The sequence below is a fragment of the Streptomyces sp. NPDC020780 genome, from assembly GCF_044334475.1.
Taxonomy (GTDB): Bacteria; Actinomycetota; Actinomycetes; order Streptomycetales; family Streptomycetaceae; genus Streptomyces.
The window spans coordinates 230817-245671 of record NZ_JBIRTB010000008.1; the positions used below are offsets into that span (position 1 = coordinate 230817).

Consider the following 14855-nt stretch of genomic DNA (forward strand, 5'->3'; position numbering starts at 1 on the left):
CGGCGGGCGGACGTGGGAGGCGGGCGCGGGCGTCGGCCCACCCCGCTCACGGGAGCGTGCGGGGCCGGCTCCGCGGCGACGGCGACCCCGGTGGGTCAGGAGTGCCCGAGGTCCTCGGTCGGACCGTCCGGGTGGGAGGGGACCGAGCCGGAGTCGTCCGCCGGCCGCAGCGAGTACGTGTCCACCCGCATCGTGTCCATGGCGTGCGGCGCCCGCTTCGGCGGCTTCGGCATCACCGCGGCCTCGGAGTGCCCTCCGCAGCCGTAGGACAGCGAGACCACACGGCCGTCCGCCGGGGCGAACTCGTTCGCGCACACCCCGAAGGCCTGCTTCAGCGAACCGGCCATCGGCACCAGGAAGGCGCACGTCACGCAGGAGGCGGGTGCCGCCTGCGCCATCGGCGTCTGCGCGCCGAACGCCTCGTCCCACCGCTCCGCTGCCAGCCGCAGGCCGTACCGGGACAGCACCCGCGCACGGCGCGTGCCGAGCTCCTCCGCGACCGAGGCGATCGAACCGCGGCTCGTCCCCGGCCGGGTCGTCAGCTCCGCGTCCTCGACGTCCACGAGAGCCGCCAGCTCCTGGGACACGTCGGAGACCGCGGAGTTCGGCGGCGGCTCGTCCTCGCCGGTCCAGCCGGGCTCCAGGCGGGGGTCCTCCGCCTCCGTGGGAAGCAGGTCGCCGGGGCCCATGTCGCCGGGCCGCAGCCGCTCGCTCCATGGCACCCACTCGGGCGCCAGGAGCGCGTCGGTCCCGGGCAGCAGCACCGTTTCGTCAAGGGTGACCCTCTTGGCGCGGGAGGCCCTGGCGACCGTCACCGCCCAGCGCCAGCCCCGGTAACCGGGCATCTCGCTCTCGAAGTAGTGCGTGACGACCCGGTCCCCCTCGGAGACGAGGCCCACATGGTCACCGACCACTCCGGGAGCGGCGGCCTCCTCGGCCGCCGCGCGTGCGAGGTCTACCGCCTCGGCGCACAGGCGGTCGGGGGCGGGGGTACGGGCCGTACGGCTTCGCGTCGTCGCAGCACTCACAGGTCTCGCTTCTCTCCATACGCCGTCTCACGAGCGCGCCAGCAGCTCCATCGATGTCCGATTTCAGCCATGACGGTCGTGGGCGGAGCGGACCTGGGGGCCGCGTCGACGTCCACACCCGTTGTGCCTGCCTCGGGCGCGCCTTCTGTCACCCATTCTGCGGGATGGCGGAGAGGCGCGCGGCCAAGAACAACCGCCGGTGGCGCGTGAGTGCACGCTACCCTCTCCGCCGCCCGGCGCCCACCTGCCCGTCCCGATCGGGACCGGAACGGCATCGGATCCGCGGCCGGGCCGGGCGGGAGCGGGCCGGCCGGGTGCGGATCCGGCCCGGCCGCGGGCGGCCCGCGCGTCGCTTCCCGGCCATGTCGCGGGGCCGGACGACTCACCCGACAGAGCGCCCCGCGGCCGCGCCCCGGCCCTAACCCGGTTCGGGACGGCGGGGGGTGGGGCACTATGACCACGTGGCCGCCACCGGGTCGTCCGAGGAGACCGGTCCGCTCCGCAGGGCGGGCCGGGCGACGGGCCGTGTCCTGCGCGCCCCGTTCACGGCCACCGCGCGGGGCGTCCGCAGGGCGACCCACGCCCACGGTGCCGGCGAGTCCGGTCTGGGCAAGCTGATCGAACTGCACGCGGTCAACGGCGCGGGCGACGTGATGATCACCGTGGCACTCGCCTCCACGGTGTTCTTCTCCGTGCCGACGGACGAGGCCCGCGGGCGCGTCGCCCTCTACCTCGCCGTGACGATGGCCCCCTTCACCCTGCTGGCCCCGGTGATCGGCCCGCTCCTGGACCGCCTGCCGCACGGCCGCCGCGCCGCGATGGCCGGCGCGATGTTCGCCCGGGCTGTGCTGGCGCTCACGATGTCGGGCGCCGTGGCCACGGGCGGACTGGAGCTCTATCCGGCGGCGCTGGGCGTCCTGGTCTCCTCCAAGGCGTACGGGGTCGTGCGCAGCGCCGTCGTGCCCCGGCTGCTGCCACCCCGCTTCTCCTTGGTGAAGGCCAATTCACGGGTCACCCTGGCCGGGCTGCTGGCCACGGGGGTGGCGGCCCCGATCGGCGCGGGGCTGCAGAGCATCGGCTCCCCCTGGCCGCTCTACGGCGCCTGTGTGATCTTCCTCGGCGGGACCGCCCTCGCCTTCACCCTGCCGCCCAAGGTGGACTCGGCCAAGGGGGAGCGCAGGGCCCGTCTCGTCCCCCCGCACGGCGAGGCCGCCCCGCCCGCCCCGGCCCGCCCGGGCAACGGCCGGAGGAACGGGCGGAAGAACGGGCGGAAGAACGGGCGGAGCAAACCGCCGGGGCTGCGGTCGGTCGGACCGGCCGTCCTGCACGGCCTCCAGGCCAACGCCGCACACCGCGCGCTCTCCGGCTTCCTGATCTTCTTCCTGGCCTTCCTGCTGCGTGAGCATCCGCTCTCCGGGCAGAGCGCCGCCGTCTCGCTGGGCATCGTCGGCGTCGCGGCCGGAGCCGGGAACGCCTGCGGTACGGCGGTGGGATCCTGGCTCCGGGCCCGCGGCCCCGAGGTGATCATCGCGACGGTGCTGGGGCTCGCCCTGGGGGTCGCCGTCCTCGCGGCGGTCTTCTTCAGCACCGTCATGGTCGCCGCCCTCGGCGCGGTCGCCGGCTTCACCCAGGCCCTGTCGAAGCTGTCCCTGGACGCGATGATCCAGCGGGACGTCCCGGAGGAGGTGCGCACGTCGGCGTTCGCGCGGTCCGAGACCCTGCTCCAGATGGCCTGGGTGGTGGGCGGAGCCATCGGTATCGCCCTCCCCCTCAACGGAGTACTCGGCATGTCGGTGGCGGCGGGGATCCTCGCGCTCGGCGCCACCGCCTCCGTACGGGGCCTCCTGGGGGCGGCCCGGCGCGGCTCACCGCACCCCCGCGTGGCATGAGCGGCGGCGACCGATAGCCTTCGGCGCATGACCGTTGCGTTCTTCTCCGGTAAGGGCCGTCGAATCGGCGTCGCTCTTGGTGCCGTGTCCGCGGGACTCCTTGTCCTGTCCGCCTGCGACAAGCCGACGCCGCTCGCCACCGTGACGGTCGGCGACACCTCGGTGAGTACCGAGGCCGCCTGCTACAACGACGGCAAGGCGCTCAAGGAGTCCGAGATCCAGGGCTGCCTCAACAAGAAGGCGGAGAAGACCGTCGAGGTCGCGATGGACGACAAGGTCCGCTTCGGCGTCGACCCGGAGATCGCCGACCACGGATGGACCCTGTTCATCAACGGCCAGCAGGCCGAGCAGGAGCCCTACAAGAAGACCTACCGGTCCATCCCGGGCAGCGCCTTCTTCGCCAGCCAGACCGGCGAGACCACGGCGAGCAAGACGCAGATCAGCATCGTCGAGGCCCAGGGCCAGAAGCTCACGGGTGTCTGGCACTTCGAGCTCAAGAAGACCTCCTGACCGCCCGGCTCCGATGACCACCGCCGTGCGGGTCCTCGTGGTGACCGCCGTTCCGGTCGAACGGAACGCGGTCACATGCGCGTTCGGTGAACCCCGGCGGGTACACGTACCGGGTGGTGAGCTGCACAGGGCCGGGCCGTTCGACGTCCTCGCCGGCGGCGCGGGTCCGGCCGCCGCGGCGGCCGCGGCGGCCTTCGCACTCGCCGCCGCCCCACCCTCGGAGCCGTACGACCTCGTCGTCTCGGCGGGTATCGGGGGTGGCTTCGCCTCCGTCGCACCCGTGGGCTCGCTCGTCGTGTCGACCCGGATCGTCGCCGCCGACCTGGGCGCCGAGACCCCGGACGGCTTCGTGCCCGTCACCGGTCTCGGCTTCGGCCGGGACACCTTCCTGCCGCCCGCGTCCCTCGTACGGGACGTGGCGAAGGCCACCGGCGCCGTCCCGGGCGCCGTCCTCACCGTGTCCACCGTGACGGGCAGCGCGGCCCGCACGGCCGCCCTGCTGGCCGCCCATCCCGGGGCCGCCGCCGAGGCGATGGAGGGCTTCGGGGTCGCGGAGGCCGCCGCGCGGACCGGCGTGCCGGTCCTCGAACTGCGGGGGGTCTCGAACACGGTGGGGCCGCGCAACCGTAATGCCTGGCGCATCAGGGAGGCCCTCGCCGCGCTCACCGAGGCGTTCGGGAAGCTCGCACCTGTAGTGGAAGGCTGGACCCACCATGACCGACACGACCACGACCGTGACTGACACCGCGACCGGCGCCGCAGCCGCAGCCCGTCCGGAGCTGCGGATCGCCTTCTCGCCCTGCCCGAACGACACGTTCGTCTTCGACGCCTGGGCGCACGGCAGGGTCCCCGGCGCGCCCGCCCTCGACGTCACCTTCGCCGACATCGACCTCACCAACGGCATGGCCGAGCGCGGCGAGTTCGACGTGCTGAAGGTGTCCTACGCCGTCCTGCCGTGGGTCCTGGACGAGTACGCGCTGCTGCCCTGCGGCGGCGCGCTGGGGCGCGGCTGCGGGCCGCTCGTCCTCACCAGGGAGCCGGGCACCGACCTGACGGGGAAGACCGTCGCGGTGCCGAGCGAGCGTTCCACCGCGTATCTGCTCTTCCGGCTCTGGGCGGCCGAGGTGGTTCCGGGCGGTGTGGGCGAGATCGTCGTCCTGCCGTTCGACGAGATCATGCCCGCGGTGCGCGACGGGCGGGTGGACGCCGGGCTCGTGATCCACGAGGCCCGCTTCACCTACCGGAACTACGGGCTGCACAGTCTCGCCGACATGGGCGAGCACTGGGAGTCGACCACCGGCCTGCCGATCCCCCTCGGGGCGATCATCGCCAAGCGGTCGCTGGGCGAGGAGACGCTGCGGCAGCTGGCGCAGGCCATCCGCACCTCGGTACGGATGGCCTGGGACGACCCGGAGCGGTCACGCGGTTACGTCCTGGAGCACGCGCAGGAGATGGACCCGGCCGTGGCCGACCAGCACATCGGCCTGTACGTCAACGAGTTCACCGCGGACCTCGGCGAGAGCGGCTACGCGGCGGTCCGCGGGCTGCTGACCCGGGCGGCGGCCGAGGGCCTCGTGCCGCCCCTGCGCCCGGACGCGCTGGCGTTCACCGCGGCCCGCTGACGCCCCGGCCCGCCGGCGCGCGCCGCCCCCGGCGCCGTGCCGGGGGCGGCGCGTGCCGTCAGACGTCGAGCTGGTCGGCGACCGCCCTCAGCAGGCCCGCGATCTTCGCGCCCGCGGCCTTGTCCGGGTACCGGCCCCGCTCCAGCATCGGCGTGATGTTCTCCAGCACGGTCGTCAGGTCCTGCACGATCGAAGCCAGCTCGTCGGGCTTGCGCCGCTGGGCGGCGGCGACGGACGGTGTGGGGTCCAGGACCACCACAGACAGGGCCTGATCACCGCGCTGACCCGCGACCACGCCGAACTCGACGCGCTGCCCGGGCTTGAGGGCGTCGACACCGTCCGGGAGCACCGAGGAGTGGACGAAGACGTCGGCGCCGTCGTCGCGCGAAAGAAAGCCGAAGCCCTTTTCCGAATTGAACCATTTGACCTTACCCGTGGGCACGTCTGTCCTCGTCCTCGTACTCGTCGGTGAGCGGCGGAGCCGGAAACGGCTCCGGATAGCAGTACAGCGGGTCCTGACGACCCGCCGGGTCCCAGGCTAGTGGCCCGGAGGCCGGAGACAAGACGTCACCGGACGGTTCCGCCGAGCGGGGAACTACCCTGGCCGGGTGAGTACTACTCCTTCCGGCGCAGGCGACCGGCTCGTACGGGTCGGCGCGATCGTCTTCTTCATCGGCGCAATCGCCACCCTGATCACGGTCGCACCGCTGTTCCTGGGCACCGATCCGTTCCCGTCCGTCGCATATGCGGTGTGCATGCTGATGGGAGTCGGGTTCCTGATCGCCGCGGCGGGGGTGGTGCGCTCGGTGTGGAAGAACTCCCCGAAGCGCGCCGCGACGCGTTAGAACCCTGCGTCAGCGCCCCGCTGTGCGGGCGCGCAGCCAGGCCGGGAACTCCGTCAGATTTGGCAGGATCACGTCGGCGCCCGCCGCCCGCAGTTCCGCCGCGTCGCAGGGACCCGTGGGGACGCCGACCGACAGGGCGTTCGCTGCCCGCGCCCCCCTTACGTCCCCGGTGTGGTCGCCGACGTATATCCGCGCGCCGTGCTCCAGCAGCGCCTGCGCCTTGCCCTCGGCCCAGAGCCCGCCGACCAGCACGTCCGCCGTGATGCCCAGGTGGGCGAGGTGGAGCTTGGCGTTGGGTTCGTACTTCGCCGTGACGACGAGCGTCCGGCCGCCCAGTTCCCGCACCGCCTCCACGGCCTCCCGGGCGCCGGGCATGGCGGTCGTCGGCGCGATCGCGGTGTCCGGGTAGAGCGCGCGGTAGCGGTCGGCGACCTCGGCGACCGCTTCGGCCGGGTACCAGTGGGCCAGCTCGTCCTCGAGCGGCGGGCCGAGCCGGCTCACGACGAGGTCGGTGTCGATGAGCGCCCCGGTCTCGGCCGACAGGGCGAGGTAGGCGGCCTTGATGCCGGGCCGGGAGTCGATGAGCGTCATGTCCAGGTCGAAACCGACCGTCGGGGCGGGTGCGTGCATGCCGCCATTGTGCCGAGCCGCCGGGCGTGGGGAGGCTCCCCCGCCCGCCCGGAGCGCCCGGCGGGCGGCGGCTTAGGCTTAGCCAAGCCTTACCTCTCTCGCCCTGTCCGCCCCGCCCGCTCACCCGATTGGTTCCGATGCCCGACGCACCCCGCCTGTCCGGACGCGCCCTCGCGACGGCCGCGGCCGTCGTCGCGCTGCTCGCGGCCGTACTGCTCAGTCTGGCCGTGGGGGCCCGGTCCGTCGCCCCGGCCGCCGTGGCCGACGCCCTGCTGCACGGCGGGCACTCCGACGCCGCCGAGGTGGTCCGGCAGATGCGTGTGCCGCGCACCCTGATCGGCCTGATGGTCGGCGCGGCACTGGCCGTCGCGGGCACGGCGCTGCAGGGCATCACCCGCAACCCCATCGCCGACCCGGGGATCCTCGGGATCAGCCAGGGCGCCTCGGTGGCCGTGGTGCTGGCCATCGCCTACGCCGGGATCCACACGCTCACGGGGTACGTGTGGTTCGCGTTCGCGGGCGCCGCGGTGGCCTCCGTCGCCGTGTACGCCGTCGCCGCCCGGGGGCGCGGCGGCGCCACGCCGGTGAAGCTCGCGCTGGGCGGCGCGGCGATCAACGCCCTGCTGGTGTCGGTGACCATGGCCGTACTCACCACGAAGGCGTCGGCGCTCGACGAGTTCCGCTTCTGGCAGGTGGGCTCGATCGCCGGCCGGGAGGCCCAGGTCGCCCAGCAGATCTGGCCGTTCCTGCTGGCCGGCGTGGTACTCGTCCTGTCGGTGGCGCGCGGGCTGGACGCGCTGGCCCTGGGCGAGGACGTGGCGAAGGGCCTCGGGCAGAACGTGGCGGCCGTACGCGTCGTGGGCGGCGTCGGGGCCACGGTGCTCACCGGCGCCGGAGTGGCGGCGGCCGGGCCGATCGCGTTCGTCGGCCTCGCGGTCCCCCACATCGCCCGCGCGATCGTGGGCGGCGACCACCGCTGGCTGCTGCCGATGGCGGCCCTGGTGGGCCCCACGATGCTCCTCGTCGCCGATGTCGTCGGCCGGATCGTCCTGCCGCCGGGCGAGGTCCCGGCCGGTGTGATGACGGCACTGATCGGGGTGCCGTTCCTGGTCACCCTCGTACGCCGGAAGGCGGTGCCCGCATGAGCCCGGACACGGCGGTGCCCGCCCGGAAGGCCCCGGCGCCGGTGCGCCCGGCCGGCTACAGCGTCGTACGGGCCGGGAGGCGGACGGGTTTCCTGCTCCACCGGCGGGCCGCATGCGTGGCCGCCGTCCTCACCGTCCTGCTGGCCGCCGCCTGTGTGGCCTCCCTCTGCGTCGGTGAGAGCTTCGTGGCACCGGCGGAGGTGGTGAAGGTGGTGTTCGGCCGGCCGTCCCCGGACGAGCTGGTCGTGGGCACGCTGCGGCTGCCCCGACTCGTCGTCGGCCTGCTCGTCGGTGCCGCGTTCGGTGTGGCCGGGGCACTGATCCAGACCGTCGCCCGCAACCCGCTCGCCAGCCCCGACATCATCGGCATCAGCCAGGGCGCGAGCGCGCTCACGGTCGGGGCGATGACCTTCGGGGTCACCTCGTACACCGTCCTGCCGTACCTCTCCGTCCTCGGCGGGGTCGCCGCGGCGGCGCTCGTCTACGTGTTCGCGTGGCGCGGCGGACTGCACGCCACCCGGTTCGTCCTGATCGGCATCGGCTTCGCGATCGCCCTGCGGTCGGTGACGACACTGTTCCTGACGAAGGGCGACTACCTGGTCGCCCAGCAGGCACAGATCTGGATGACGGGGTCGCTCAACGGCCGGGGCTGGGACGAGGCCGCCCCGATCGGCTGGGCGCTGCTGGTCCTGCTGCCCGCGGTGCTGTGGGCCGCCCGGGCGCAGCGCACCGTCTCGATGGACGACGACACGGCGACAGCGCTCGGCGTGCGGCTCGGCCGCGTACGGCTGGGGCTGGTGGCCGTCGGAGTGGTCCTCGCGTCGGTGGCGACCGGGACCGCCGGGCCGGTCGACTTCGTGGCGCTCCTCGCCCCGCAGATCGCCCGCCGCATGACGCGTACGGCGCAGATTCCGCTGCTGTCCTCCGCCCTGCTCGGGGCCGTCGTCGTGGTCCTCGGCGATCTCCTCGCCCGCAGGCTCTTCTCACCCACCGAACTGCCCGTGGGCGTCCTGACGGCGGCGGTCGGCGCCCCCTACCTCATCTGGCTGATCATCCGCGGTCACCGCGGCCGCACTGGAGGCAACGCATGAGCACGACCGGCCCCGGTTCCGTCTCCGACGCCGCACCCGTTCCGGTGCCCGGCACCGTGACCAGCCGGCTCAGGGCGCGCGGGCTGACCCTCGCCTACGAGGACCGCACCGTCGTGCACGAGCTGGACCTGGCCGTGCCCGACGGGCGGGTGACGGTCATCGTCGGCCCGAACGCGTGCGGCAAGTCGACCACCCTGCGCGCGCTCGGCCGGCTGCTGAAGCCCGCGGGCGGGTCGGTGCTCCTGGACGGTACGGAGCTCTCCCGCATACCCACCCGGAAGATCGCCCAGTCGGTCGGGCTGCTCCCGCAGACGCCCGTGGCACCCGAGGCGATCACCGTCTCCGACCTCGTCGCCCGGGGCCGTCAGCCGCACCAGCACTGGTGGCAGCAGTGGTCGGAGGCGGACGAGCGCGCGGTGACGGACGCCATGGAGCGCACCGGCGTCACCGCGCTCGGCGACCGGCCGGTGGACGAGCTGTCCGGCGGGCAGCGTCAGCGGGTGTGGATCGCGATGGCGCTCGCCCAGGAGACGGATCTCCTGCTGCTCGACGAACCGACGACGTACCTCGACATCGCGCACCAGGTGGAGGTCCTGGACCTGGTGCGCCGGCTGGCCGCCCCGGCGGCGGACGGTACCCGCGGGCGGACCGTCGTCACGGTGCTGCACGACCTCAACCAGGCGGCCCGGTACGCCGACCACCTCGTCGCCATGAAGGCGGGACGGATCGTCGCCGAGGGCCGCCCCGGGGACGTCGTCACCGCGGATCTCGTACGCGAGGTCTTCGGCCTGGAGGCGGTCGTCGTCCCGGACCCGGTCACGGGTTCGCCGCTCGTCGTGCCCGGCGCACCTTGGTCCCCTCCTGCGGCCACCCCGGGAGAGGCCCACTGACACGTCCGAGTCGCCCCGCCCCCTCCCCGCGGCCCCGCCCCCTCCCCGCGGCCCGCCCCCTCCCCCGCGGGGCTTACTCCTCGCGCGGCCCGCTTACTCCTCGCGGCCCGCTTACTCCTCGCGGCCCGCTCGTGGTGAGGGCAGCGCCGGCCCTCACCCGCCCCGGGCTTGTCGGGCACCGGCTCCGACGCGGCCGGCGGCGACGGCACCACCGCGGCCGGGACGCACCCTCTCCCCACGGCCCGCCACTCCCCGCGGCCCCGCTTACTCGTCGCGGCCCGCTCGTGGTGACGGCAGCGACGGCCCTCACCCGCCCCGGGACTGTCGGGCACCGGCTCCGACGCGGCCGGCGGCGACGGCACCACCGCGGCCGGGACGCACCCTCTCCCCGCGGCGACGGGTAGGGTCGAGGTCCCCCTGGCACCGAAGCGGGTCGCCGTCCCGGAGACCGCCGCGCCGGACCCCGCGCTCGGCCTCGGTTGCGCCGTCACGGCGCCGGGCCCGGATGCGGCCGCCGCGCTCCTGCCCGGTCCTGACCGGAGCTGACCGGAGCTGACCGCCCCTGACGGATACTGTCGGGTACTGACGGGTACTGACCGGCACGCCGACGCCTTCGACGAGCGGCGGAGCAGAGGATCCGCTGGGCCGCCCGCCGGATCAGCGCCCGAGCCGCCGCGAGCGCCACACCAGGTACAGCGCGGACGCCACCGCCGCCGTGCGGACCACCACCGGCCACACGTCGGCGATCGCGTCCCCCATGGCGCCCTCCGCGATCGGGGTGCCCCATCGGCCGTCCATGCGGCCCCAGAGCCAGACGAGGGCCCCGGCCACCACGACGCCCGGCAGCCCCATCGCCACCCACTTCGCCTCCGCCCGCGAGAACCTGCGCGAGCTGTACGCGAGCAGCCAGCCGCCCGCGAGAGCCAGCCACGATCCCAAGACGGCGCCGGCCACCAGCAGTGCGGCGGCCAGCAGCAGCAGGGGGTGCGCGAACCGGGGCCCCGTGGCCTCCCCCGCCACGACCGCGGCGGACGTCCGGCGGCGGGGCCGCAGGCGCAGCCGGCGGCCCCGGGGCGGCGGGGTGCTCTCCTCGGCGGGACCGGACTCCTCGCCGGGCTCCGCCGCAGCCTCCTCCTCCGGCCGGGGCGGCCGGGCCCGCAGGAGCTCCGGGCTGAGCCCGCCGACGAAGCCCGGCACGGCCGTGTCCAGCGTGCCGGGACCGCCGAAGGGCTCCGGTTCGGCCTGCCACCACTCGGTCTCGTCACCGCCCAGCCCCGCCATGTGCGGAGCCGACGCGGACGGCCAGCCGGGCAGCGGTTCCGTGTCCGGCGCTCCCGGATCCGCGGTCGGCTTCCGCGACTCACCGTCCGGCGCCGCGGGCCGGGCGTCGTCGGGAGCCTCCGCGCCCGGCGGCGGGCCGGCCGCCTCCGACGCGCCCTGGCGGAACGCGTCTTCGCGGAACGCCGCGCCCTTGCGGGACGCGTCTTTGCGGAGCCCCGGGAACCGCGCCCGGGGCACCGTGCGCGGCTCGGCCGCCTCCGCCCCGGTGCCCGTACGCGGCCGGGGCAGCGGAGCCGTACCGTCGCCCGACTCGGCCGCCGCGGCGACCAGTTGGTCCGGTGTGCCGAGCCGGCCGAGGATGCGCCGGACCACCGCGGGGGAGTCCGAAACGTCGGCCCCCCGCTGCCGGTCGATCTCGCCCCGCAGCGTCGAGACGAGTCTCATCCGGGCGCCCGACGACAGCTGTTGCTGCTGCGCCAGGTCACCGACCCGGCTCAGATAGTCGTAGACAAGCTGGTCGCTCTCGATCCCCACGCGAACGTTCTCCCTCTACCCGCCCTTGCCCCGACGGTAGCGTTCCAGCGGCTACCGTGGGACGGATGGGGACGACCACACCACCGCGCACGCTCGCCGAAGCCCTGCGCGCCCGGGACGACGAGGCGCTGGCGGGGCTGCTGCGCGCCCGCCCCGACCTGCTGAGTCCCGTGCCGAACGACATCACCCAGCTCGCCACCCGGGCCGGTACGCGGGCTTCCGTCGTGCGGGCGCTGGAGCACCTGGACCGGTTCGCGCTGCAGACCGCGGAGGCCCTGGCGGTGGCGCCGGACCCGGCTCCGTACGCGACGCTGCTCGGGCTCCTCACGGGTGACGGCGCCGATGACGGCGCGGGGCGGGACGACGCCGGCGCGGCGATCACCGCGGCGCTGCCCCGGGCCCTCGGCACGCTGCGCGAGCAGGCTCTCGTCTGGGGCGAGGACGAGCGCCTGCACCTGGTGCGCACCGCGCGTGAACTGCTCGCCCCGTCCCCCCAGCACCCCTCCCCCACCGGTCTGGGCCCGACCGTCGCGGAGGCGACGGCCGGGATGTCGCCCGGCCGGATCCAGGAGATCCTGACCGCCGCCGGGCTTCCGGCCACCCACGACCCGGTCTCCGCCGTCGCCTCGCTGAGCGCTCTCTTCACGGACCGCTCCCGGATGGGCGCGCTCCTGGACACCGCCCCGGCCGAGGCCCTGTCCGTGCTCGACCGGCTGGTGTGGGGCCCGCCGTACGGAGAGGTCACCCCGCATCCGGCCCCGCCCGTGCAATGGCTGCGCGACCGCGGGCTGTTGCTGCCCGTGTCGACGCGGACCGTCGTCCTGCCGCGCGAGGCGGCGCTGCACCTGCGGGCCGGCCGCGCCCACCGCGTCCCGGAGCCCGTGCCGCCGGTCCTGGTGGCGGCGGCCGAGCGCGATCCCCAGGCTGTGGACAGAGCCGCGGCCGGGCAGGCCTTCACCGCGCTCTCCACCGTCGAGGAACTGCTCACGCTCTGGAACAACGGCGGCCCGGCCATCCTGCGGGCCGGCGGGCTGAGCGTGCGCGAGCTGAAGCGGGTGGCGAACGCCCTCGACGTCTCCGAGCCCGTCGCCGCCTTCTGGGTCGAACTCGCCTACGCTGCCGGTCTGGTGGCCCCGGACGGCGAGGCCGACGAACGGTACGCCGCGACGCCCACGTACGACGGCTGGCTCGACCTCCCCGCCCAGGACCGCTGGACCCGCCTCGCCACCGCCTGGCTCGCCGCCACCCGCACCGCGGGCCTGGTCGGCGGTCAGGACGCCAAGGGCCGGGCCCTGTCCGCACTCGGCCCGGAACTGGACCGCTCGGCCGCGCCCGGGGTACGCCGCCGGGTCCTGGCCCTGTTCGCCTCGCTCCCCCCGGGTACCGCCCCCGATCCGCAGACGCTGCTGGCCAGGCTCCGCTGGGAACGCCCGCTGCGGGCCTCCGCGTCCGGCGGCGCCCCGCCCTCCGGTGACACCTCCGACCTGCGCTCCCGGATCGCCCTGTGGACGGTCAACGAGTCGGAGCTCCTCGGCATCACCGGGCGCGGCGCCCTCTCCTCCCAGGCCCGCGCCCTGCTCGACGACGGTCCGGCCCAGGCCGCCGCCCGGCTGGCCCCGCTCCTCCCCGAGCCGCTGGACCACGTACTCCTCCAGGCCGACCTGACGGCGGTCGCCCCCGGCCCCCTGGAACGCCCGCTCGCCGAGACCCTGTCGGTCCTCGCCGACATCGAGTCCAAGGGCGGCGCCACGGTCTACCGCTTCACCCCCGGTTCCGTCCGCCGCGCACTGGACGCCGGCCTGGCCGCGGCCGACCTGCACGCCTTCCTGGCGACCCACAGCCGTACGCCCGTCCCGCAGCCGCTGAGCTACCTCATCGACGACGTGGCCCGCCGCCACGGCCATCTGCGGATCGGGGCCGCCTCCGCGTACGTGCGCTGCGACGACGAGGCGGTGCTCAACGAGATCCTGGCCGACAAGCGGTCCGCCGCCCTGCGGCTGCGCCGCCTCGCGCCGACCGTCCTGGCCGCGCAGAGCGAACCGGGCGCCCTGTTGGAGGGGCTGCGCGAGATGGGGTACGCCCCGGCCGCCGAGTCCGCGGAGGGCGATGTCCTGATCGCCCGGGCGGGCGCCCGCAGGACCCCGCCCCGCACGCCCCCCGTACCGGTCCCGGAGGGCCCGCCGGTCCCGGACGCGACCTTGCTGACCGCCGCCGTACGGGCCGTCAGGGCTGGCGACACGGCCGCCCGGGCGGTCCACCGGGACACCCCGGACGCGGCGGTGCCCGGCGCCCTGCCCCGTACGTCCCCGGCCGAGACCCTGGCCACGGTGCAGGCGGCCGCGATGACGGGATCGGCGGTCTGGATCGGCTACGTCAGCGCGGACGGTGCGGCCAGCCAGCGGGTGATCGCCCCGGTCAAGGTCGAGGGCGGCTTCGTCACCGGCTACGACCACACGGCGGACGAGGTCCGTACCTATCCCCTGCACCGCATCACGGGCGTGGCCGAACTGGCCGACGACCAGTCGGTCTGAGCGGGGCGGCCGGCCCCGGGCGGGCCGGGCCGGCGTCCCGCGGCCTCACCCGGCGACCCCGCCGAGGCGGGCGGCGTCGCGGAGCACGTCCACGAGCATGGGCATGGTGAGCCGGCCGGTGAAGGTGTTGCGCTGGCTGGGGTGGTAACTGCCGAGCAGGTGCAGCTCCTGCCGGTGCTCCGTGGGGGGCAGGACGACGTGTGCTCCGTGGCCGAAGCGGGGGCGCGGGCGCGGCACCGACCACCCCGCGTCGGCGAGTACGGGCAGGACCGCCTGCCAGCCGAAGCCGCCGAGGACGACCACCGCGCGCAGCCCGGGGCTCAGCAGGTCCAGCTCGGCCGCCAGCCAGGGCCGGCAGGTGTCGCGTTCCTCAGGGGTGGGTTTGTTGGCGGGCGGGGCGCAGTGCACGGGAGAGGTGAGCCGTACGCCGTGCAGGCGGAGCCGGTCCCCGGCGTGGAGAGAGCGCGGGGCGGAGGCGAGGCCCGCCTCGTACAGGGCCGCGAAGAGGAAGTCGCCGGCCGCGTCCCCGGTGAACATCCGCCCGGTCCTGTTGCCGCCGTGCGCGGCGGGCGCGAGCCCGACCACCGCGACCCTCGCGTCCTCGGGGCCGAAGCCGGGCACCGGCCGGGCCCAGTAGTCCTGGTCCCGGAAGGCGGCACGCTTCACCACGGCGACCTCCTCCCGCCAGGCCACCAGCCGGGGGCAGGCCCGGCACTGCACGACGAGCCCGTCCAGTTCCCCGGGCCCGGCGCACCGGGGCGCGTGATACGCCGGGAACCCCTTCTCCTCGGGGCCCGGCGCCCGGCCCGCCGCTTGCGCTCCGTCCATCCGTCCACGCTACGTGCTGGGCGCTGCCCGC

Annotated in this window: 14 protein-coding genes; 9 read left to right on the top strand and 5 right to left on the bottom strand. The window is 75.2% G+C overall.

The genetic code is table 11. From position 1 onward, the window contains the following. Positions 1-95: 95 nt before the first annotated feature. The gene (locus tag ACH4VO_RS17625; protein ID WP_360985466.1) at positions 96-1028 is read right to left on the bottom strand and encodes a DUF3027 domain-containing protein; all 933 of its coding nucleotides are present in this window, start codon (positions 1026-1028) and stop codon (positions 96-98) included. 461 nt (positions 1029-1489) lie between these two features. Here ACH4VO_RS17625 and ACH4VO_RS17630 point away from each other — a divergent pair, with 461 nt between their 5' ends. Genes ACH4VO_RS17630 through ACH4VO_RS17645 form a run of 4 tightly spaced genes read left to right on the top strand, consistent with a single transcriptional unit; the run spans position 1490 to position 5049 of the window. Next, a complete protein-coding gene (locus ACH4VO_RS17630) occupies positions 1490-2917 on the top strand; it encodes an MFS transporter (protein WP_360985469.1) in 1428 nt (475 codons plus the stop codon). A 27-nt stretch (positions 2918-2944) separates the two neighbouring features. Continuing rightward, a complete protein-coding gene (locus ACH4VO_RS17635) occupies positions 2945-3427 on the top strand; it encodes a DUF2771 domain-containing protein (protein ID WP_360985472.1) in 483 nt (160 codons plus the stop codon). 25 nt (positions 3428-3452) lie between these two features. Continuing rightward, positions 3453-4169, top strand: coding sequence for a futalosine hydrolase (locus ACH4VO_RS17640; protein WP_360985905.1), 717 nt, complete (start codon positions 3453-3455; stop codon positions 4167-4169). Beyond that, positions 4141-5049: a 1,4-dihydroxy-6-naphthoate synthase gene (locus ACH4VO_RS17645; protein ID WP_360985475.1), complete on the top strand. Its 909-nt coding sequence runs from the start codon at positions 4141-4143 to the stop codon at positions 5047-5049. The genes ACH4VO_RS17640 and ACH4VO_RS17645 overlap by 29 nt, the downstream gene beginning before the upstream one ends. Positions 5050-5107: 58 nt before the next feature. Here the strand turns inward: ACH4VO_RS17645 and ACH4VO_RS17650 are convergent, their stop codons facing one another. Continuing rightward, positions 5108-5491 carry a cold-shock protein gene (locus ACH4VO_RS17650; protein ID WP_360985478.1) on the bottom strand — a complete coding sequence of 128 codons (384 nt, stop codon included), beginning with the start codon at positions 5489-5491 and terminating at the stop codon, positions 5108-5110. Between the two features lie 166 nt (positions 5492-5657). On the opposite strand from ACH4VO_RS17650, the gene ACH4VO_RS17655 reads away from it, so the two are divergent. Then, complete coding sequence (locus ACH4VO_RS17655) at positions 5658-5894, top strand: hypothetical protein (protein ID WP_360985481.1); 237 nt, start codon at positions 5658-5660, stop codon at positions 5892-5894. A 9-nt stretch (positions 5895-5903) separates the two neighbouring features. On the opposite strand, the gene ACH4VO_RS17660 is transcribed toward ACH4VO_RS17655, so the two are convergent. After that, on the bottom strand, positions 5904-6524 hold the full coding sequence (locus ACH4VO_RS17660; protein ID WP_360985484.1) for a haloacid dehalogenase-like hydrolase: 621 nt from the start codon (positions 6522-6524) through the stop codon (positions 5904-5906). A gap of 137 nt (positions 6525-6661) precedes the next feature. Between ACH4VO_RS17660 and ACH4VO_RS17665 the strand changes: the two genes are divergently transcribed. Genes ACH4VO_RS17665 through ACH4VO_RS17675 form a run of 3 tightly spaced genes read left to right on the top strand, consistent with a single transcriptional unit; the run spans position 6662 to position 9650 of the window. Beyond that, positions 6662-7669 carry an iron ABC transporter permease gene (locus ACH4VO_RS17665; protein ID WP_360985487.1) on the top strand — a complete coding sequence of 336 codons (1008 nt, stop codon included), beginning with the start codon at positions 6662-6664 and terminating at the stop codon, positions 7667-7669. Beyond that, on the top strand, positions 7666-8760 hold the full coding sequence (locus tag ACH4VO_RS17670) for an iron ABC transporter permease (RefSeq protein ID WP_360985490.1): 1095 nt from the start codon (positions 7666-7668) through the stop codon (positions 8758-8760). Before ACH4VO_RS17665 ends, ACH4VO_RS17670 begins: the two co-directional genes overlap by 4 nt. Then, positions 8757-9650, top strand: coding sequence for an ABC transporter ATP-binding protein (locus ACH4VO_RS17675; protein WP_360985493.1), 894 nt, complete (start codon positions 8757-8759; stop codon positions 9648-9650). Before ACH4VO_RS17670 ends, ACH4VO_RS17675 begins: the two co-directional genes overlap by 4 nt. Before the next feature lie 657 nt (positions 9651-10307). On the opposite strand, the gene ACH4VO_RS17680 is transcribed toward ACH4VO_RS17675, so the two are convergent. Next, positions 10308-11465: a hypothetical protein gene (locus ACH4VO_RS17680; protein WP_360985496.1), complete on the bottom strand. Its 1158-nt coding sequence runs from the start codon at positions 11463-11465 to the stop codon at positions 10308-10310. Between the two features lie 65 nt (positions 11466-11530). Here ACH4VO_RS17680 and ACH4VO_RS17685 point away from each other — a divergent pair, with 65 nt between their 5' ends. After that, positions 11531-13996 (top strand): helicase C-terminal domain-containing protein, encoded by a 2466-nt coding sequence (locus ACH4VO_RS17685; RefSeq protein ID WP_360985499.1) that lies wholly within the window; start codon positions 11531-11533, stop codon positions 13994-13996. A 45-nt stretch (positions 13997-14041) separates the two neighbouring features. Here the strand turns inward: ACH4VO_RS17685 and ACH4VO_RS17690 are convergent, their stop codons facing one another. After that, on the bottom strand, positions 14042-14824 hold the full coding sequence (locus tag ACH4VO_RS17690; RefSeq protein WP_360985502.1) for a uracil-DNA glycosylase: 783 nt from the start codon (positions 14822-14824) through the stop codon (positions 14042-14044). Between the last annotated feature and the right edge of the window lie 31 nt (positions 14825-14855).

Bases quoted from the DNA above. Each gene is read 5' to 3' on its own strand.
- ACH4VO_RS17635 (WP_360985472.1), top strand. From the start codon at position 2,945: ATGACCGTTGCGTTCTTCTCCGGTAAGGGCCGTCGAATCGGCGTCGCT.
- ACH4VO_RS17645 (WP_360985475.1), top strand. From the start codon at position 4,141: ATGACCGACACGACCACGACCGTGACTGACACCGCGACCGGCGCCGCA.
- ACH4VO_RS17660 (WP_360985484.1), bottom strand. From the start codon at position 6,524: ATGCACGCACCCGCCCCGACGGTCGGTTTCGACCTGGACATGACGCTC.
- ACH4VO_RS17665 (WP_360985487.1), top strand. From the start codon at position 6,662: ATGCCCGACGCACCCCGCCTGTCCGGACGCGCCCTCGCGACGGCCGCG.
- ACH4VO_RS17670 (WP_360985490.1), top strand. From the start codon at position 7,666: ATGAGCCCGGACACGGCGGTGCCCGCCCGGAAGGCCCCGGCGCCGGTG.
- ACH4VO_RS17675 (WP_360985493.1), top strand. From the start codon at position 8,757: ATGAGCACGACCGGCCCCGGTTCCGTCTCCGACGCCGCACCCGTTCCG.
- ACH4VO_RS17685 (WP_360985499.1), top strand. From the start codon at position 11,531: ATGGGGACGACCACACCACCGCGCACGCTCGCCGAAGCCCTGCGCGCC.
- ACH4VO_RS17690 (WP_360985502.1), bottom strand. From the start codon at position 14,824: ATGGACGGAGCGCAAGCGGCGGGCCGGGCGCCGGGCCCCGAGGAGAAG.